Origin of the sequence: Methanobacterium sp. (genome assembly GCA_012838205.1) — an archaeon.
Taxonomy (GTDB): Archaea; Methanobacteriota; Methanobacteria; order Methanobacteriales; family Methanobacteriaceae; genus Methanobacterium.
The window spans coordinates 47,711-67,458 of sequence record DUPR01000065.1; the positions used below are offsets into that span (position 1 = coordinate 47,711).

A 19,748-nucleotide genomic window follows, 5' to 3' on the forward strand; every position below is an offset into this window, starting at 1 on the left:
AGATGCTAAATTATAGATAGATGTTTATTTCAGACAAAGAAGGTTAAATACTTCCCAATACCTCTTTTTGAAATTGTATATTAATCATTAAAAACATAAAAAAAATGATGGACATAGAAAAACTACGCATTCTAGGGGAGGCCTCACAATACGACCTTTGTAACTATGTGAGTTTAAACCAGGAAAATTTCACATCCAAAAATCTTCCAGGAATTTATAATGCACGAACACAAGGTGGTTGTCAAGTTCCATTATTCAAGGTTTTAATGAGTAATTTTTGCACTAATGATTGTAATTACTGCATAAACCATTGCCACAATCGTTTTGAGAGAATTGAATTCACTCCAGAAGAATTAATAACGGTTTTCCTTCATTACTATCAGAATCATTATGCGGAAGGACTTTTTTTAAGTTCAGGAATGCCGGGAGATGCTGATCAAGCCATGGAAAAAATGATTGCTGTGGCCAGGAAGTTACGATTAGAATATGAATACCGTGGATATATACACTTGAAAATAATTCCAGGGGCTTCTTATGATATGATAAAAAGGGCAATGAGCCTTGCTGACCGGGTCAGTGTAAACCTCGAATCAGCTACTTCTTCTGGTTTTGAAGAACTCACTAGTACCAAAGATTATCATAATGATGTTTTGCGTAGAATGAAATGGATCGAACGTTTGAAGAAACGCCACCCTCAAATGGCGCCTTCTGGCCAAAGTACACAGTTAATTGTGGGTGCTAATGATGAAACAGATCAAGACATACTCAAACGGGCCGAATGGCTGAATAAACATCTGAATATAAATTTAAGTTATTTAAGCCCCTTTGAACCTCTGAAAAAGACTCCGATGGAAGAGCATGAAAAACCTGCTGATAATCGAACACCTCGTTTGTATCAGGCTCAGTTTCTCTTAAATTCGTATGGTTTTTCTTTTGATGAGTTGGTGTTGGATGATGATGGATTTCTTTTCTTGGATGATGATCCAAAATTGGTCTGGGCCAAACTCCATAAAGAATTGTTCCCCATGGAAATAAATGAAGCTAGTTTTAAAGAATTACTTCGTGTTCCAGGAATAGGTAAAATTTCTGCGAGAAAGATTATTGAAGCAAGGAAAAATGGAATGAAATTTACGAAATTGGATGAGATTAAAAGGTTAGGGGTGGTTGTTAAAAGAGCAGAGCCATTCTTAAAACTTGATAAAAATCATCAAACAACATTGTCTTATAAGTTCTAAGTTATTAGTTATAACTTATATGTTATAATTCATGTCATTTCATATTTTTGATTAGAGTTCTAGACGCAACAATAGAAAATCAATTTTTGTGATATTCAAATCAAAAATCATCTTTTATCAAGATCAATGTGTCAAATAGTTAATCAATTTTTAAAGTAGTATAGCTATTAATTAATATGTTGAACAGGATATTGAAAGATTTTTTTCTCTGATAATCGTAACCTCATGAGAAAATTTAAAAAAATTAAAATTCTTCGTCTTCAAACAATTCCCAGATTTCAGGATACTTCTGTTGCACGGCTTCTTCAATAAGCACTGACGCCTCTTTGCTAATACTAAATGCAGGTTTAGTTTTTTTTAAAAATCTAAAAACGGCTGCGGATTTTGCTGACCAAAGGGATATGCGCGGATTCTTGCGAACTTCTAGTACAACACCTTCAAAAATCATTTTGTAAGGATCTTCTTGAGTTTTCCTGACTTTTCTTGTCTTTGGTTTTTCTATAGCAGAACCTTTAATCGAAACGTTCCCCTTCATAGGAGATTTTTTCGTATTTACGGTAGATTCTGATTTTTCTTTACGAATTAAAGCGTCTAATCCCTTACCTAATGCTTTTTCACTCTTTTTTGATGGAGTCATTATGCTTCCTCCGTTCCTTGCCCGTTCATTGTTAAAATTTCCTTGGCAAGGTCATTATATGCTTCAGTTCCAACACATTCCTCATCATAAATTACACATGGTTTGCCATGGCTAGGTGCTTCAGCCAGCTTCACATTACGAGGGATCGTTGTGTTAAAGATATACTCTGTCTCACCAAAGAATTGCTTTACATTCTGGTAAACATCCCTACCTAACCTAGTTCGAGAATCATAAAGGGTGATTAAGATTCCTTTGATGGGTGAAGGACTGTTTAAACGAGTTTCCACTAAGTTCATGGCATCTAACAGATCAGCCATTCCTTCTAATGCATAAAATTCAGCTTGAATTGGAATTATGACACTATCAGCAGCTACTAATGAATTTATTGTCAGTATACCTAAGGAAGGCGGCACATCCAAAAAAATATAATCGTAATTCTCCTGAACATCATCCATAGTCTCTTTAAGAATAAATGGAAATCCTATATCCTTGCTAAGTTCGATTTCGGCACCACTCAGAGAGATGTGGCTGGGAAGAAGATCTAATCCTGATATTTTAGTTGCAACAATAGCCTCATCCAGAGTTTGTTGTCCTGTTAAAACTCGATATATTGAATTATCTTCATTTTTCTCCAAACCAAATGCAGTGGTAGCATTAGCTTGAGGATCCATGTCTATAACCAATATGTTCTTTCCATAAAGTGCTAATGAAGTAGAAAGATTAACTGCAGTGGTGGTTTTACCACAACCTCCCTTCTGATTTAAAATTGCTATAACTTCCGCCATAATTGATCTCCTAAATCTTATAAATTATAAGTTATAAGTTATAATATTTATAGTTTTCACCAAGTCTGGGGAGATCTAGATAAAAATGCTAATATCATAAATTTAAATGAGAAAATGCGTATATCTAAAAAACTGGAATCAAACCAGGACTAGTTCCAGTAATGCATTCCCCTCCATAGGGAGTAACCAAAAAAGTGTTTTCGATTCCAACCATTCCAATATTTTCGATGCCTTTTTTAGGTTCCACCGCAAATACCATCCCCTCTTGAATTGGTTCGTCAAATTTTTCTGCAATAACTGGAGTTTCATCAATTAATAAACCTATTCCATGTCCAATAAATTTTACCTTGTGTTCTCCAAAACCCATAAAGTTTTCAAGGAATTTATCATCCAAATTATCCATTATTTTCCTATAAATCTCAGAAGGAATTGCTCCTGGTTTAAGCATTTTTGCAATCTCATTTTGTATTTCAACACACTTTTGGTGTGCTTCAATGGCGTGCTGAGGCAATGAACAGCCGAACATGTAAGTCATAGTCTTATCAGTGTTATAACCATCAACTCCACAACCAACATCTACGAAAACAAGATCTCCCCTCCTCAATTTCCGGTCACGGCTTCCCAAAACTGGTGCCGCGGGACTAAGCCCCTTATTTCCACTAGCACCATCAAAATATGTTGGATAAAGTGAACTTTCACCAAACCCCACATGCCCAACAATAATTTCGGTGTCAAACATTCCAAAACGAGTAACCGCATCGTGCCCTTCATCTATTAAAATAGAAAAAAGTTTGGATGCGAGAGTAGCCTCATTCATCCCTTCGCAAAGTATATTCGGCACTATATCTTCCAATACATGCTGATGTATCTTTCCAGACTTTCTCATTAATGAAAGCTCGTATTCACTTTTAACGGCCCTGACAGAAGCTATACAAGAATCTAAAGGTTTATAATTCTGAAAAGGAAAATGTTTTTTGAATCTGTGATATAGCGCTAAAGGAACAACTTCTGTTTCAAGATGTATGCTATTTGGAAGTGTACACATATGTTTTGCTGCATCACGAAAGCTATTCATTGGCTTTATATCTGGAAAAAATGATTCATCCAGTGCTCTCTGGTAACTACGCCTCACCCAAAATGTGGGTTCTTCATCTCTAGGAATAAGCAGCATCCCATCTTGCATGGTTCCAGTGAAATAAAAAAGATTAATATTACTAAAAATTACAGCCATATCCCATTCAGGATCAACTGCAGACATGACCTCCTTAAATTTACCCATTCTATTTTCCATTTCAGATACCGGAGTTTTTTTCAAAGGAATAACCCCCTATATATCATTAATTCATATGCAACATCAGGACTGGAAAGATATAATTATCAGAAATTGATCCTTCTAGAAATATTCAAGGGGAGAGGTAATGGTCGATATGGCATTCCTTTAGTTTCAAGCTGAATAATGTCGATTAGTTCTTTAAGGCCCATGGAAACCTTTTGACCAGTTTCTCTAACATTTATAGTTAATTCTGCACCTTCGAGTTCACGATCTCCAATTACTACCACGAATGGTACCCATTCTCCCCCAGCATTTCTGATTTTCTTACCCACTGTTTCAGGCCGGTCATCTACATCCACCCGTATATGAGCATCACGGAGTTCTTGAGCTAACTTGGCAACGTATTCTAAGTGTCTTTCGGCAATGGGAATAATCCTGACTTGAGTGGGTGCAAGCCACAAAGGCAGCATGGGGGCTTTTTCTTTCATGTCTAGCGCCGATTTTTCAAGCAAACTACAGATAACCCGTTCAATACTTCCAGTGGGGCTGCAATGCAATATTATAGGATGATTTTCATGCTCTTTTTGGTCAATATATGTAATTCCAAATCTTTCTCCGCTTTCTACGTCCATCTGAATTGTAGGATTTTCAATTGGCCTTCCTAGGTAATCAATGGCTGCGAAATCCATTTTGCATATCCAGTAATGCTTTCTTTCAGGTAAAATTTCCAAAAGAACTGGTTTGCCTATCTTTTGTGCGGCATGGTGGATCCAATCCTTGTTTTCTTGCATGAACTCAGCTGTAGTCCGGAAAATAACTTCATAATTAACTTTCAGGTCTTCACCGGTCTTTTTACACATGTCGATCTGTTTTTGGAACTCTTCCATTGATTGGGTTAAGTCAGCACAAACAGTGTGTAAATCAGGCATGGTAAATCCCCTTAGTCTTTTTAAACCTACCACTTCACCTTTCTTCTCCAATCGGAAACTGTAAGTTGATAACTCATATATGCCTACTGGGAGGTTTTTCCAAGTTAAAAAGGAATCAGACAGGACTCTGAACGCTCCAAAACAGCAAGCATATCTGAGCATGAGATCTTTTTTACCTCCACCCATACGGTACTGGCGTTCTCCAAATTTTTCAGCATGCACACGGATTGCATCATCAGCCAAGTCGTACATGATAGGAGTTTCAACTGGCATTGCTCCTCGGTCAGTTACCAGTGTGTAAACATAATCAGAAAGAAGATCTCTTATCAATCTACCTTTAGGATACCATCTAAGATGTCCTACATCAGCAGAAGGTTCATAATCTGCCAATTTCTTTTCCCTCATGAGTTTAACATGGGGTGGTTCTTCTCCACTTGATTCACCTCGACCCAATTCATAATCTATCAGTTTATTCATATCTTGATTAAGATCACTGAATTGGTCAAGATCAGCGCATTCTCCATCATATAAAATAAAAAAGTGTGATTTTTCCCCTTTTTCCACGTTTTCTTCTTCTTTTGGAGTTGATTCGGGAGTAATACTTCTTGAAAGCTCTGATAAGGGGTGCCCTTTACATGACACTTCGAAAGATTTGTACCATCCAAAAGGAACTCTGCTAACTGGTAAATCCATCTTGGCCAGTTTTGATTCTAGGTTGTTGAGAATTTTTTTAGCAGATTCTGGTGAGCCTAAAGAGGAACTTAAATGGGCATAGGGATATATTACAATGTTTTCTGCTTTGACATTCCTAAAAACGTTGATTATCTCGTTTACTGCATTTTCAGCTACTTCTTCCGGTTTTGGCTCATCTTCTTTCTCAACTGCAGTGAAAACAACCAGTGCATTTTGAAATTCGCCTTTTTTCTTATTTTCGCTAATTTTCTCTGCAATTCGTGTTTTAGATTTGGTTTGGTACTTCAAATGATCAGAATGAATCAAAAGTATGCGCATGTAACCACCTGTAAATTAAATAACTGTAATAGTATTTATTCCTGTCAAGAATGATTCACTAAAAATAAAGTTCTGTCATGATGTTATTTATAAGCTACCTCTAACTGGTAAAATAACTAGAATTTTTATTCATCTCGGATTTATCATGAATTTAATTCTCAGAATATTAACCCTTAAAAAAAAAGATTTAACACAACTGTTTGCCAAAAATCGTAATTTTTAATATGATCACAATATCCCATTATCCGCAGATTCCGTGCATTAATATTACGTTGAAGGATGATTAATGATAAATAAACATTAAAAACTGTTTTAAAAGCGTTGCTGAAAGTCAGTAATATGCATTACTATGCCTCCATTAGTACAGCATAACACCTTATGGAAAACTTAAGATAAAAATTGGGCAGATGCTCAAATCCCTATTTTAACCAACCGTTACCCTAAAAACATTCTGTAGCCATCAATCAAAATAATAATCCAAAAAGAAAGAATAACCGGAAAAAATGGTAGTAATCTTAGCAATAATATGATTAAAAATATAATAATCTAAATTGTAGGTTTTTTCACGTATTTTTGTCTTTAAATAGGATGTAAGCATTTCATTAGGATTAAAAATTTGAGGATGTGAAGACAATAATTGTTAGTTCATAAACATCAAATTCTATAAAAAATTTTCCAAAAAAGGAATTGATTGATGAATGAGTATTAATAAGATTGAGATTTGATGAATTAATATTAAAATTGTTTATAAAGATAGCATTTAAAAGATAAAATGACATATTTATATTATTACAATTTACCATTTGTTCTAACTCACAGGTGATATAATGCGAAGTGATAAAATAAAAAAGGGAATGCAGCGGGCCCCACATCGTTCCCTTTTGAGAGCATGCGGCGTGACTGATGCCGAGATGGAAAAACCATTTATAGGAGTGGCTAACAGTTTTACAGACATAGTACCAGGACATATTCATTTAAAACAGATTGCAAATGCAGTTAAACTTGGGATAAGTCAAGCCGGAGGCGTTCCCTTCGAATTCAACACCATGGCTATTTGTGATGGAATCGCCATGAACCATGAGGGAATGCGTTATTCCCTGGCCAGCCGTGAAATTGTAGCTGACACCGTGGAAAGTATGGCGCAAGCCCATAGCTTGGATGCCTTGGTTCTTTTACCAACTTGTGATAAAATTGTCCCAGGAATGCTTATGGGTGCGGCCCGGCTAGATATTCCTGCTATTGTAGTTACTGGTGGTCCAATGCTACCTGGAGAGTACAAAGGTGAAGCTGTGGATCTTATTAATGTTTTTGAAGGTGTGGGAAAAGTTTCAGCAGGAAATATGAGTGAAACAGAATTAGATGAGTTGGAACGCTGCGCTTGTCCTGGAGCAGGATCGTGTGCTGGTCTTTTCACCGCCAACAGTATGGCATGTCTTACTGAAGCTATGGGAATGAGCCTACCCTACTGTGCAACTACTCATGCAGTGGATTCTAAGAAGATCCAGATGGCCAGGGAATCCGGAGAAAAAATAATAGAATTGGTGGAAAAAAACATCACCCCCTCCATGATTATGACCCAAGACGCATTTTATAATGCAGTAGTTGTTGATCTAGCCCTAGGAGGATCCAGTAACACCACCCTTCATTTACCCGCCATAGCCCATGAACTATCTGATAAAGGAGTTAAAATTAATTTAGACATTTTTGATGAACTCAGTCGAAAAATACCTCATTTAACTGCTATAAGTCCATCCGGAAGCCATACAATGATGGATTTAGACAAAGCAGGAGGCATACCTGCGATTTTAAAGGTTCTAGAAGATGAAATCAAAGGAGGAAATCTAACTTGTACTGGACAATCCTTGAAAAAAAATATCAGTGCTGCTAGAGTCAAAAATGACCAGGTTATCCGCCCAATTAACAATCCGGTGCACAGTGAAGGAGGTATTGCAGTTCTTAAAGGCAATTTATCTCCCAATGGCTCTGTTGTTAAACAAGCTGCTGTTACTGAAGATATGTTAATACATGAAGGTCCAGCCAAAGTTTATAACAGTGAAGAAGAATGTGTGCAAGCCATTTTTCAAAACAAGATCACAAATGGTGATGTAGTCATTATCCGTTATGAAGGTCCCAAAGGAGGTCCTGGAATGAGGGAAATGTTAAACCCTACTTCAGCCATATCTGGAAGAGGATTAGACTCAGTTGCGCTGATTACTGATGGTAGATTTTCTGGCGGTACTAGAGGACCATGCATAGGTCATGTTTCTCCAGAAGCCATGGCAAATGGCCCAATCGCTATTGTTGAAAACGGAGACATAATAAAAATTGACATACCGAACAGGAAACTGGAAATAATGTTAGAAGAGGAAGAAATCCAGAAAAGGTTTAGTAAAGTAAAACACCCTGAAAAAAAATTAAAAGGATGGTTATCACGATATAGTAAATTAGTAAGCTCTGCAGATAAAGGAGCCATTTTAGATTGGGTGGTTTAATGGTCAAAAGGCGTTCAGGAAGCCAAAGAAAGGTTGATGAAAATTCAAACTACTCTGAAGAAAATGATATTGCTACAGAGCGAGAAATAATTAGTTACCTTGCCATAATACTTTTGGGATTAATTCTGGCACAACACCTTAACGTAGTGGTATCTGGGAGCATGGAACCGGTCTTCTATCGTGGAGATGTGGTGATAATTGAAAAAACAAACTTCATGGGTTTCAGTGAGATGGATGCCGAAGATCTTAAAATAGGAGACATTATAATATATGATGCTACTTGGTTTGCAGAACCGGTTATTCATCGAATTGTTGGAATAAAACAAGGTTCAGATGGAAAAAAATATTATATTACCAAAGGAGATAATAACTCTAATGCAGACCCTGCACTAGTTTCAGGAGCCCAAGTTAAAGCTAAAGTAATTACAATTGGGAACCATCCACTGGTGATCCCTAAAATAGGTTATATCACCCTATTAATTCGTGGACTTTAATCCACAGAGACATAATTTTTGATAATTTATTCTAAAGAGTAACTTATTATTACATGAATTTAAGCTCATTAAGGTGAAGTTATGTACAGAATTCTGGAAAAAAATGCCCGTAATTCAGTTGAAAAGGCATTGAAATCCCTAGAATGGGAAGTAATTGAAGATATCGCATTTGAACAACCCCCCAATCCCAATATGGGTGATCTGGCCACTTCAGTGGCATTCCAAATAGCAAGCCAGCGAAAAAGTTCCCCAGTTGACATTGCAAAGCGAATTAAAGAAGTATTGAATGTAGAATCTCCATTCAAAAAGGTAGAATCCATAGGCCCATATCTAAACTTCTTTTTAGATAATGAAACTTTTTTTAAGTTGGTTTTAAAATCTGTACAAGAAAATTATGGTTCACTTGAAGATAAAAACACTAAAGTGATTCTTGAACACACTTCTGCCAATCCTAACGGCCCTTTACACATAGGCCACATTCGTAATGCAATAATTGGTGATTCTTTGGCCCGTATCCTTAAAGCAGCTGGTTTCCAAGTAGAAACACAATACTACGTGAATGATATGGGGCGACAGATTGCAATGATCGTATGGGGCCTTCAAAACTTGGATTACCATCTGAATCCTGATGAAAAATCAGATATAGCTATAGGTAAACTTTATTTCGAGGTTAACCAGGAATTAAAAGCAGATCCTGATGTTAAAAATCAGGTAAGTGCGATTCTAAGAACTTATGAAGAAGAAAACCCGGAAAAATTGGAATTCATGTTTAAAAACGTGGTTAACAAGTGTTTGGAAGGAGTGAAAGAAACATCACATCGCCTTCAGATCACCCACGACCGTTTCGTTTGGGAAAGTCAGTTTATCAGGGATGGTTCGGTGAACCTAATTATGGAAAATCTGAAAGATCATATTAGCCATAACGATGTGAGTTACCTAGATCTTACAGATTATGGTATTGAAAAAGAACTAATTCTCACCCGTTCAGATGGAACTTCTCTTTACACCACCCGAGATCTCGCTTATCACCTCCAAAAATCTGAACAAGCGGATTGGGTGGTAGATGTTCTTGGTTCTGACCATAAGCTGGCTATTGATCAACTTACAATTGCATTGGAATTTTTGGGAGGGAAAACACCAGAAGTAATTTTTTATGAGTTCATTACTCTCCCTGAAGGATCTATGTCCACTAGGAAAGGAGTATTTATCAGCGTGGATCAGTTAATGGATGAAGCATTCGCAAGGGCGCAAAGTGAATTAGAAGATAGAAGGCCAGAATTAAACGAATCTCTATCTAAAGAAATCGCCGAAAAAATAGGTATTGGAGCTATACGTTACTTTATAGCCCGATTATCTCCAGAAAAACATTTAGTGTTTAAATGGGATGAAGCATTGAGCTTTGAGAGAGGATGTGCATCCATACAATATGCACATGCTAGAGCATGCAAATTATTGGAAAATGCATCAGCAAAAGACAAATTATCAGTAGAAATCGATACACTGGATTTTTCTGATCTTAATACACTGGAAATTGACCTCCTTAAAACCATTGCTAAATTCACGAGTATTGTGGAAAATTCAGCAAAAGACCTTAGAGTCCATCCAATAGCCCAATACGCCATGGAAATGGCGGGAGCTTTCAACAAATTCTACAAATCCGTGCCAGTAATTGGTTCTGAAAAAGAAATCTTAAGATTATTATTAGTTGATAAATCCAGAATAACCATCAGAAATTGCCTAGATTTATTAGGAATAGAATCACCAGATTCAATGTAATTAGTATTGAAGGTAGCTATGTAAATATGATTTCTTGTAATGTATTGGTTTTTTTCTAATTACTTTTTCTATTTATTAAAAATATATTTACCCCATAAGCCAGTTCATAATGGCTTTTTGAACGTGCAAGCGGTTTTCAGCTTGATCCCACACAGCAGATTGGGGTCCGTTTAATACTTCTTCAGTTATTTCCTGATCACGAACAGCAGGTAGGCAGTGCAAAACTATTGCATCAGGATGCGCCAAGTTTAAAATATCCTGGTTAACTTGATAATCCTTTAAATCACCTAATCGTTGTGATTCTTCAGATTCATCGCCCATACTTACCCACACATCTGTATATATCACATCTGTACCTTTTACCGCGTCTTGAACATCACCGGTGATCTTTAGTACTGAACCGGTTTTTTTGGCTACTTTCTTGGCGTCCTTAAAAATAATTGGATCTGGTTCATAGTTGCTAGGACATGCTACAGTGACATCCATGCCTACCATGGCCGCAGCCAATAATAAAGAATTACAGACATTGTTCCCATCACCCATAAATGTCATATGAAGGTCAAGGGTATTTTTTTGTTCATTAATGGTGAAAATATCTGTAAAAGCTTGGCAAGGATGTTCTAGATTAGTTAACCCGTTAATGACTGGTACGTCAGAATATCTTGCAAATTGAAGAACATCATCATGTTTATGTGCCCTGATCATGACCCCATCAACGTAACGACTCATTGCCTTGGCCGTGTCCTCAATTAGTTCTCCTCGACCTAATTGAAGATCAGAAGCAGACAAATAGAGCGGTTGCCCCCCTAATTGATACATACCCACTTCAAAGGACATTCGCGTTCGAGTAGAAGCTTTTTCAAAAACCATGGCCAGTGATTTATTTTTTAATGGTTTTTTTGAAATATTTCCGTGTTTAAACTCCTTAGCTTCTGAAATTATGTCCCATACATTGTTACGAGCATCTAATGCTGATAAAAGGTGCATCATAGATTCATCCCTAATTTATTATATTTTTTTACATCGAATTGATTAAATATGAATTCTGGGCATCATTGAAATTGAACTATCTGGGAATGCTTTTACTTAAATTTTGTGAAACCCCATAATTAATTTTCATGCCTATTTAGACTACTATTATTCTTCTGATAATTGAAGTTGTTTTTCATGTTGTGGTTTTTTTAGTATTCTAATGATTTTTTTCAAGGTAACGATCCCATAATTCACGAAATTTGATAGAATTTCCTTTGAAACCGATATGGAACTTTTCTTAGTTTTAACTATTATTTTTTAGGGGAATTTCCATAGGTAAGTTGTTTTTTGGGGTTTAATGTATTGTATAGTAGCAGATATTCTTTAGATCTGGTATGAATTCATCCAAATAGATAAATGCTTGTTTTTATGGAACTTATTTTATTTTTTTATTTCAATCATATGCTGAATACGTTTCTCAATGAGTTGTTTAGTTCCCACGTCACTTCGATGATACAAATCCCCGTGCACGTGTTTGGTGGCCCTTTCACATCGTTCTTCTGCATCTTGCAAGTCATTTGCAGTAGTTACCACAGCCAAAGCTCTGGAACTTGTAGTTAGAACTTCGTTATTTCTTTGATTAACTGCGGCATAGAATACCATGCCACCTTCTGCTTCTATTTTTTCTTCATCTACATGGACAAGTTGACCCGCTTTCCCACTATCAGGATATCCATTAGGCACTAAATACTTACATACGGTAGCTTCAGGCTTGAATTTAGCTTTTTTAATATTTCCATCAATCACGCCTTGAAAAAGTCCTAATAAGCTAGTTTCCAAGATGGGTAGAACATTCATGGCCTCTGGATCACCGAAACGTGCATTATACTCTACTAAACGTGGCCCATCACTGCAAAGCATGAATTGACCATAAAGAACGCCCTTATAAGGCCCAACTTCATTTTTGACTGCCTTAACAGTTTTTTCCATCACTTCAACCGATGCATCATAACTTTTCTGATCCAAAAAAGGCAACAAACCATTGGTTTCGGAGTAAGAACCCATTCCACCAGTTATAGGCCCCTGATCTCCTTCAAAGGCATGGGGGTGGTCTTGAACTGCAGGCATTGGCACTAAATTTTCACCGTCCACTAAGGCTTGTACAGTGAATTCTTCACCCACCAGACGTTCTTCAATAACTACACTGGCATGTCCCCCAATTTTGTTGTCTATAATATCTTTAGCATAAGATTTTGCGTCTGTTAAATTTTTTAAGTGTTCTCCCACTATTTTTACGCCTTTACCACCAGTTAGCCCCACAGGTTTTACCACCACATCCTTTCCAAAATCGTCGATAAAATCTTCAGCATCCCTTACATTGTCAAAAACCCCAAATGCTATTGATCCAGGAACTTTATGTTTAACAAAAAGGTTTCTCATAAAAGCCTTGTCGGTTTCTATCTTGGCAGCTTCTTGTGTGGGACCAACACAAGGAATTCCTGCTTCTTGAAGAGCATCCACAATCCCATGTTCTAAAGGAGCTTCAGGCCCTATTACAGCCATGTCAACCTTTGAGTCTAAAGCATATTTTTTGACTCCTTGAATATCCATCTCACTACCAATTTTAAATTGAGATATACGAGCAATACCTGGGTTTTGATTGCTCATTAAAGAATAAAGGTCGGCTTCTTCATGCAATGCTTGGCAAATTGCGTGTTCCCTTGCTCCAGTTCCTACCACTAGAATCTTCATATTAATCCTCCATGTATCTTGAGTAAACATCTTTAATTTCACACCACATATATTCCTGTCTTTTTCATGTGTCATAAGATCAATTCAATAAATAAAAAAGTTGAAGATATCAAACACAAAAATACTAAAAAATACATATACCATGAAAATTAAAATCGGCATATGATAAATTAAGTCATGTTTTTATTGTGAAAATCATGATTTTTGAATTATAAACACAATTCGGTGTTAATATGAAGGGCAGTCAAGCCATAATCAAGTCATTAACTGATGAAGGAGTGGACGTAGTCTTCGGATATCCTGGAGGAGTCTTACTCCCCTTGTACGATGTAATCTACGATTCTGACCTTAAACATGTATTGGTAAGGCACGAACAGTGCGCAGCCCATGCAGCAGATGGTTATGCTCGGGCTTCCGGTAAAGTAGGTGTCTGCATAGGCACCTCCGGTCCTGGTGCTACAAACCTGGTGACAGGTATAGCCACGGCTTACATGGATTCAGCCCCCATAGTGGCCCTTGCTGGACAAGTAGGAACTCCATTAATTGGTAATGATGCCTTTCAGGAAGTTGACACTATCGGCATAACCATGCCCATCAGTAAACATAGTTACCAGGCGATGAAACCATCTGAAATACCTGAAATGATTAGGTCTTCATTTTACATAGCCAGAACTGGAAGACCCGGCCCCGTCGTGGTTGATCTACCTAAAGATGTTCAAGAAGGAGAATTAGAATATCCGGAAAGCATAACCATTGACCTTCCCGGTTATAAGCCAACTAAAAAAGGACATCCCCTTCAGGTGAAAAAGGCATCAGAGATGATACTTAACTGTAAAAAACCAGTTATACTTGCTGGTGGTGGAGTAATACATTCTAACTCATCTGAAGAACTTAAACATTTGTCCGAATTGATTGGAGCACCAGTTACCACCACACTAATGGGTAAAAGTAGTTTCCCAGAGGATCATCCATTGTCATTGGGAATGCTGGGAATGCACGGACGGAAAGTCTCAAACATGATGGTCAACGAGTGTGATTGCCTTATTGCTGTGGGTTGTAGGTTTTCGGACCGTACCACTGGTGATGTGACTAAATTCGCACCTAACGCCAAGTTAATTCACATTGATGTTGATCCAGCAGAAATTGGAAAAAATATACCAGTAGATCTGCCAATTGTAGGAGACGCCAAAATAATACTTTCACACCTAATTCGGGCGATCTCCCAGAGTGAAAGCCGTGACACCCAAAGTTGGGTAGATTATGTGAGCAGTTTCCGTGCTAAATGTATGCCTCGACTCTCATTTGAAGAAATGCCACTGAAACCCCAACAAGTTATTAAAGAGATTTCAGAAGCAGTGACGGATGAAACTATTGTAACTACAGATGTTGGCCAGAACCAGATGTGGATGGCCCATTATTTCACTTCAAGAAATCCTCGAAAATTCATATCATCAGGAGGCTTGGGTACAATGGGTTTCGGCTTCCCAGCGGCAATGGGGGCCAAAGTTGCCATTCCTGAAAATGATGTAGTTGCAGTCTGCGGAGATGGCGGCTTTTTAATGGTGTGTCAGGATCTAGCCACAGTTAAGGAGTATGATATACCTGTGGTGGTTTGTGTCATGGATAATCGCTACTTGGGAATGGTGTTCCAGTGGCAGAAACTCTTCTATGAAGAGAGAATATCCCATACTAAACTCAAAGCTATGCCCGACTTTGTTAAACTTGCTGAAGCATTTGGAGTAAATGCTTACCGTGTGGAACGTCCAGGTGAAATGAAAGAAACACTTCAAGAAGCTTTAAAATCAGGAGAACCAAGTCTTATAGATGTGATGATAGATCCCAACGAGATTTTACCCATGGTTCCTCCAGGGTGTGGTTTAACAGAGATAATTGGAGAGGACGAGATAGGTAAGGGAAATTCTGATGAAATACCCTACAAATCTTCTGCCAAGGAAACTGGAGGTGATTAATGTGGACGAATTGAGAAGTCACATAATAAGCGCCATAGTAATGCACAGGCCAGGTGTGCTTCAACGTGTTGCTGGCCTATTCACCCGCAGAGGATTTAATATTGACAGTATCACCGTAGGGCCGTCTGAACAGGAAGGTTTGGCCCGCATGACCATTATTTCAACTGGTGATGATAAAGTTCTAGAACAGATAACTAAACAACTCAACAAGATCATTGAGGTAATTAAAGTTAGGGATTTGAATGCAGATGTAACTGTGACTCGGGAATTATGCTTGATCAAAACACATGCCACCTCAGAAAGAGCCCGTTCCGAAATTATTCAGTATGCAAACATCTTCAGGGGAAGAATAGTAGATGTGGGGCCTGAAAATCTGACTTTGGAGATTACTGGTGCCCCAGAAAAGATAGATGCCCTGATAGACCTATTAAAGAGTTTTGGCGTTAAAGAGGTTGCTAGAACAGGACCAACGGCTATATCAAGAGGTTCAAAAACTATTTAAGGGATTTTCCACTTGTTATCCTACGCTCATATGTGATTAGGTAGAACTAACAATTAAAAAAACAAGAAACCAACCAATATATTAAATCCTTTTAATAATACGCCGTTTAAATGTTTTCGATTCGATTTCCAAGTTAAATCAAACAAACTTTATTAATGGACTTCATCTACTATTTACATAGAGGTTTGGGCAGAAAAATTTTTTATTATCCCCATTGTATTTCCCTTTAATTTTTGAAAGAGGTGATATTATATGAAAATTTACTACGAAAAAGATGTGGATATGGATGTATTAAAAGATAAAACCGTGGCAGTTATCGGATATGGTAGCCAAGGAATGGCACAATCACGAAATATGTCAGAAAGCGGATTAGATGTTATTGTAGGGCTCCGTAAAGGTGGTGACTCTTGGGAAACGGCTATTGAACATGATATGCCAGTCATGACTGTGGAAGAAGCATCCAAAGAAGCTGATATAATTCATATACTAATTCCTGATGAAATTCAAGGCCAAGTATATAAAAAATCAATACAACCTGGGATTAAACAGGGAAACGCGATAAGTTTCTCTCACGGATACAATATCCATTTTCAATATATAAAACCACCGAAAAACGTTGACATAATCATGATAGCGCCCAAAGGGCCTGGTTCGACTGTCCGCAAACAGTATTTAGATGGATTTGGTGTGCCTGGACTGGTAGCAGTGGAACAGGATTACACAGGAAATGCTCTACAAGTTGCCCTGGCCATGGGACAGGGAAGTGGCCTTACTCGTGCAGGAGTCCTAGAAACAACATTTAAAGAAGAAACTGAAACTGATCTTTTTGGTGAACAAGCAGTTCTATGTGGAGGAGCCACTGAACTAATAAAAGCAGGGTTTCAAACCCTTGTTGAAGGCGGTTACCAGCCAGAACTGGCCTACTTTGAAACTTGCCACGAACTTAAACTTATCGTGGACTTGATCTATCAAAAAGGCTTCGCTGGTATGTGGAATGATGTGAGTAACACCGCTGAATTCGGAGGACTCACCCGCAGAGATAGAATAATTACTGAAAAATCTAGAAATGAAATGAAACAAATACTTAAAGAGATTCAAACAGGCAAATTTGCCAAAGAATGGGCTCTTGAGAACCAAGCCGGTCGCCCGCAGCTGAATCGGATGCGTGACATTGAAAACGAATTAGAAATTGAAAAACAGGGAAAAAAACTTCGTAAACTTTGCGGTCTTGAAAAATAAAAATTTTTCCCTTGGATTCCTATATTTTTCTTTTTCTAGAAAATAATCAACTAATACACAATAAAATTTCCTACCCAGCTGGTGAATTAAATGGTATTTGTGGGGATGGACCATGGCACAACTGGTGTTTCTTTTACGATTTTAGAAGATAACATCACTCATTTTAAGATTGGAAGGGATGAACTCTCATCAGGAGAAGTTTCTGCTCTAGCAGAACTATCACAGCGGATTGAAACTGAAAAAATCAAATTAATGGCTATCACTTATGCCATGGGTGATGGAATAACTAAGATAACACCCTTAAATAAGGTTAAAGATAGAGGTATTCTTTCAATAGAGGGTGCAGGGAAGGTTACAGGAGGAGGTACAACTGTTTATGATGAAATTGAAAACTCAAGCATCCCCACTGTATTGATACCTGGCCTTCACCAAGGTACTCCTTCTATGGATCCTCTTTTTCGTGAAGCATATTCACATCACGCCAGTGCTGAAAAGGTAAGTATTTGCTACAATGCCCATCTAAAAACTGGTTATGAAAATTTTATTGTGTCAGATATTAGTTCAAACACTGTCAGCATTCTCCTTGAAAATGGGATTATCAAAGGAGCAGTCGATGCGTGCCTAGGCTCTATGGGCATAATACATGGCCCTTTAGATTTAAAAATGATTCGTGACATAGATGAAGGTGTGCGAACTGCGAATGAGTGTTTTTCGCGCGCGGGTGCAGTTAAAGTAGCAGGTATTGATGAAAAAGTGGCCAAAGCAAAGGATGTTCTTCTGAAAAAATACCAAGGAGGGGATCATAAGGCTGAACTGGCCTTGGAAACAATGCTAATGACCATCACCATGGAAATATATGGCTTAGCAGGAGTTGCACATAATGAAATTGAGGGAGTGGTTCTTACTGGTTCAGTGGGATCCATGCGCGAACCATTTGATTTCTTCGGTAATCTAAAAGATAAAATCGAAAACATTGGCGAAGTAGTTATGATTCCCCCTACTTCTGGTTCGATTGGAAGTGCCCAGATTGCAAAGGCTATTTATGAAGGTGCTAAGGATATACTTGGGATTAAAGTATTATAAACCTAATTAAACTGATTAGAGGTTAATAAAGTAAGAAATTCTTCTTTTTTTTCTACAGTAGAAGAACAATGTTTTGTGTTTGTTAAAAAAAAACAATTATAAAATTCTACAGTAGAAAAATCCAGCAACCACAATGATGAAAGCAAATATATCCAATCACTCAATGAATAATAATTTCTACAGTAGAAAGGGGATTGCACTTTTACAAAGACAAGCATTATCCTTCAAAACTAGTTTAATTCTGTTATAAAACTTGTTCATCCTCCACCATAACCTGGACCATCATTATGATCAGATATCTCGGTGGGAGCTATTTTACGATAGTTTTTAGATTGAACTACCTTTTCCTTAATACTGGTCATCTTTGATTTTTTAATGGGCTGCTCCTCTGGATCCAACAAGACCAAATAATCAGAACGGTAAAAAAGACCCGTAGAATTAATTCGAATCCATGTTTCACTGTTTTTTGTTGATATTTTATCAACAACCCCCCTTGTTTTGGTTCCAACGTACTGAACAAAAGATCCTTGTTCTATTATCCTGTTCCTATAATCACGAGCAACCATAAAATCCCTCTAGGAATGAATTCAAACTTTTGATTTATAGACTTTTTTATATGTAGCTAATAATTATTGAATATTCTTAGAAATAAATTTTGGGATTAGGAAATAAATGATATTTTTGATAACCAGTGCCAATACAGATATGATTGAGGTACAAATTAAAAGTTTTAAAGGGGTAAAAATTGTTATCAAAAAAGTATTATTCCATCCATTTCTGCATTAAATCCAAGGAAGAAGTGGCGTCTAAAGAAATCGGAGTTAGTGTGGCACATCTTTCCCGTTTTAAAGTGTGCACATCAGTGTCTTTTTGATCATCCTCCACAGGATCACCGTCAATCCAATAATATGGCCTTCCCCGAGGATCCAAGCGTTCCTTGATATGTATTCGGTACATTCTCTCACCTAACCGTGTGAGTCTGATCTTATCATTCTGTGGTTTTGAGGGAATGTTGAGGTTTAAAAAATCAACTCCTTTAGGTAAACCTTTTTCCAGTATCATCCTAGCTACTCGTTCAGTTAGTTTTTCAGCATGTGAAAAATCAATATCCACATGACCATCATGGAACTTGATATCGCCACGAGTTACTTGTATGGAGACTGAAAGGGCAGGAATTCCATGAACTGCGGCTTCCATAGCAGCACCTATAGTTCCTGAAGTTGTAAGTTCAGATTTGCCTAGATTTTCCCCGATATTTATTCCAGAAATAACCAGGTCTGGTTTTTTGTTAGCAATTTGATATATCCCGATAATCACCGCATCAGTTGGGGTTCCAGAAACCATATGCGCTTCCGTTCCATCAGCCATGTTTGTGCTGGTAACTCTAACCGGTTCAAAAAGGGTTAAAGCATGGCCAATTCCACTTTGCTGGGTTGCAGGTGCGACTACAATAGTTTTACCTAGATTTTCAGCGGCATTTTTAGCCGCCATTATCCCAGATGAGTTAACCCCATCATCATTAGTTAGAAGAATAGTCATAGAGGCAGATTATATATCTTCACCTCTAAATAGTTTGCGTGATTCTTTCTGATTACGTA

Annotated in this window: 16 protein-coding genes; 8 read left to right on the forward strand and 8 right to left on the reverse strand. The window is 37.5% G+C overall.

The features are described 5' to 3' along the window. Nucleotides 1-104 precede the first annotated feature (104 nt). The gene (locus GXZ72_09395) at nucleotides 105-1,235 is read left to right on the forward strand and encodes a radical SAM protein (protein ID HHT19758.1); all 1,131 of its coding nucleotides are present in this window, start codon (nucleotides 105-107) and stop codon (nucleotides 1,233-1,235) included. 244 nt (nucleotides 1,236-1,479) lie between these two features. Here the strand turns inward: GXZ72_09395 and GXZ72_09400 are convergent, their stop codons facing one another. From GXZ72_09400 to GXZ72_09415, 4 genes are all read right to left on the reverse strand, one after another. After that, nucleotides 1,480-1,872, reverse strand: coding sequence for an AAA family ATPase (locus GXZ72_09400; GenBank protein ID HHT19759.1), 393 nt, complete (start codon nucleotides 1,870-1,872; stop codon nucleotides 1,480-1,482). Continuing rightward, nucleotides 1,872-2,657 (reverse strand): ParA family protein, encoded by a 786-nt coding sequence (locus GXZ72_09405; GenBank protein ID HHT19760.1) that lies wholly within the window; start codon nucleotides 2,655-2,657, stop codon nucleotides 1,872-1,874. Before GXZ72_09405 ends, GXZ72_09400 begins: the two co-directional genes overlap by 1 nt. 124 nt (nucleotides 2,658-2,781) lie before the next feature. Then, nucleotides 2,782-3,948: an aminopeptidase P family protein gene (locus GXZ72_09410; protein HHT19761.1), complete on the reverse strand. Its 1,167-nt coding sequence runs from the start codon at nucleotides 3,946-3,948 to the stop codon at nucleotides 2,782-2,784. A gap of 86 nt (nucleotides 3,949-4,034) precedes the next feature. Further along, on the reverse strand, nucleotides 4,035-5,870 hold the full coding sequence (locus GXZ72_09415; protein ID HHT19762.1) for a threonine--tRNA ligase: 1,836 nt from the start codon (nucleotides 5,868-5,870) through the stop codon (nucleotides 4,035-4,037). Nucleotides 5,871-6,697: 827 nt separating this feature from the next. Between GXZ72_09415 and ilvD the strand changes: the two genes are divergently transcribed. The 3 genes from ilvD (at nucleotide 6,698) to GXZ72_09430 (ending at nucleotide 10,632) form a co-directional block, all read left to right on the forward strand. Then, the gene (gene ilvD, locus GXZ72_09420) at nucleotides 6,698-8,362 is read left to right on the forward strand and encodes a dihydroxy-acid dehydratase (protein HHT19763.1); all 1,665 of its coding nucleotides are present in this window, start codon (nucleotides 6,698-6,700) and stop codon (nucleotides 8,360-8,362) included. A 68-nt stretch (nucleotides 8,363-8,430) separates the two neighbouring features. Next, complete coding sequence (locus GXZ72_09425) at nucleotides 8,431-8,856, forward strand: signal peptidase I (GenBank protein HHT19764.1); 426 nt, start codon at nucleotides 8,431-8,433, stop codon at nucleotides 8,854-8,856. 81 nt (nucleotides 8,857-8,937) lie between these two features. Next, nucleotides 8,938-10,632, forward strand: a complete 1,695-nt coding sequence (locus GXZ72_09430; protein HHT19765.1) for an arginine--tRNA ligase — start codon at nucleotides 8,938-8,940, stop codon at nucleotides 10,630-10,632. 87 nt (nucleotides 10,633-10,719) lie between these two features. Here GXZ72_09430 and argF read toward each other — a convergent pair whose 3' ends face one another. Both argF and purD read right to left on the reverse strand, forming a co-directional pair. Further along, entirely contained in the window at nucleotides 10,720-11,622 is a 903-nt protein-coding gene (argF, locus tag GXZ72_09435) for an ornithine carbamoyltransferase (GenBank protein HHT19766.1), read from the reverse strand. 423 nt (nucleotides 11,623-12,045) lie between these two features. Further along, nucleotides 12,046-13,356 (reverse strand): phosphoribosylamine--glycine ligase, encoded by a 1,311-nt coding sequence (gene purD / locus GXZ72_09440; GenBank protein HHT19767.1) that lies wholly within the window; start codon nucleotides 13,354-13,356, stop codon nucleotides 12,046-12,048. A 233-nt stretch (nucleotides 13,357-13,589) separates the two neighbouring features. Here purD and GXZ72_09445 point away from each other — a divergent pair, with 233 nt between their 5' ends. From GXZ72_09445 to GXZ72_09460, 4 genes are all read left to right on the forward strand, one after another. Continuing rightward, nucleotides 13,590-15,326 carry an acetolactate synthase large subunit gene (locus tag GXZ72_09445; GenBank protein ID HHT19768.1) on the forward strand — a complete coding sequence of 579 codons (1,737 nt, stop codon included), beginning with the start codon at nucleotides 13,590-13,592 and terminating at the stop codon, nucleotides 15,324-15,326. Next, nucleotides 15,280-15,828 carry an acetolactate synthase small subunit gene (gene ilvN / locus GXZ72_09450; protein HHT19769.1) on the forward strand — a complete coding sequence of 183 codons (549 nt, stop codon included), beginning with the start codon at nucleotides 15,280-15,282 and terminating at the stop codon, nucleotides 15,826-15,828. The genes GXZ72_09445 and ilvN overlap by 47 nt, the downstream gene beginning before the upstream one ends. Before the next feature lie 252 nt (nucleotides 15,829-16,080). Then, nucleotides 16,081-17,067 carry a ketol-acid reductoisomerase gene (gene ilvC / locus GXZ72_09455; protein ID HHT19770.1) on the forward strand — a complete coding sequence of 329 codons (987 nt, stop codon included), beginning with the start codon at nucleotides 16,081-16,083 and terminating at the stop codon, nucleotides 17,065-17,067. A 90-nt stretch (nucleotides 17,068-17,157) separates the two neighbouring features. Next, entirely contained in the window at nucleotides 17,158-18,150 is a 993-nt protein-coding gene (locus GXZ72_09460; GenBank protein ID HHT19771.1) for a methanogenesis marker 12 protein, read from the forward strand. Nucleotides 18,151-18,407: 257 nt separating this feature from the next. Here GXZ72_09460 and GXZ72_09465 read toward each other — a convergent pair whose 3' ends face one another. Both GXZ72_09465 and surE read right to left on the reverse strand, forming a co-directional pair. Continuing rightward, a complete protein-coding gene (locus GXZ72_09465) occupies nucleotides 18,408-18,716 on the reverse strand; it encodes a DUF2098 family protein (protein ID HHT19772.1) in 309 nt (102 codons plus the stop codon). A 196-nt stretch (nucleotides 18,717-18,912) separates the two neighbouring features. Continuing rightward, the gene (gene surE / locus GXZ72_09470) at nucleotides 18,913-19,689 is read right to left on the reverse strand and encodes a 5'/3'-nucleotidase SurE (GenBank protein ID HHT19773.1); all 777 of its coding nucleotides are present in this window, start codon (nucleotides 19,687-19,689) and stop codon (nucleotides 18,913-18,915) included. Nucleotides 19,690-19,748: the final 59 nt, after the last annotated feature.

Coding starts and splice junctions, on each gene's coding strand:
- GXZ72_09410 (HHT19761.1), bottom strand. CDS start 3,948: ATGGAAAATAGAATGGGTAAATTTAAGGAGGTCATGTCTGCAGTTGAT.
- GXZ72_09430 (HHT19765.1), top strand. CDS start 8,938: ATGTACAGAATTCTGGAAAAAAATGCCCGTAATTCAGTTGAAAAGGCA.
- GXZ72_09405 (HHT19760.1), bottom strand. CDS start 2,657: ATGGCGGAAGTTATAGCAATTTTAAATCAGAAGGGAGGTTGTGGTAAA.
- ilvC (HHT19770.1), top strand. CDS start 16,081: ATGAAAATTTACTACGAAAAAGATGTGGATATGGATGTATTAAAAGAT.
- ilvD (HHT19763.1), top strand. CDS start 6,698: ATGCGAAGTGATAAAATAAAAAAGGGAATGCAGCGGGCCCCACATCGT.
- GXZ72_09395 (HHT19758.1), top strand. CDS start 105: ATGATGGACATAGAAAAACTACGCATTCTAGGGGAGGCCTCACAATAC.
- purD (HHT19767.1), bottom strand. CDS start 13,356: ATGAAGATTCTAGTGGTAGGAACTGGAGCAAGGGAACACGCAATTTGC.
- GXZ72_09465 (HHT19772.1), bottom strand. CDS start 18,716: ATGGTTGCTCGTGATTATAGGAACAGGATAATAGAACAAGGATCTTTT.
- ilvN (HHT19769.1), top strand. CDS start 15,280: ATGAAATACCCTACAAATCTTCTGCCAAGGAAACTGGAGGTGATTAAT.
- surE (HHT19773.1), bottom strand. CDS start 19,689: ATGACTATTCTTCTAACTAATGATGATGGGGTTAACTCATCTGGGATA.
- GXZ72_09445 (HHT19768.1), top strand. CDS start 13,590: ATGAAGGGCAGTCAAGCCATAATCAAGTCATTAACTGATGAAGGAGTG.
- GXZ72_09415 (HHT19762.1), bottom strand. CDS start 5,870: ATGCGCATACTTTTGATTCATTCTGATCATTTGAAGTACCAAACCAAA.
- argF (HHT19766.1), bottom strand. CDS start 11,622: ATGATGCACCTTTTATCAGCATTAGATGCTCGTAACAATGTATGGGAC.
- GXZ72_09460 (HHT19771.1), top strand. CDS start 17,158: ATGGTATTTGTGGGGATGGACCATGGCACAACTGGTGTTTCTTTTACG.
- GXZ72_09400 (HHT19759.1), bottom strand. CDS start 1,872: ATGACTCCATCAAAAAAGAGTGAAAAAGCATTAGGTAAGGGATTAGAC.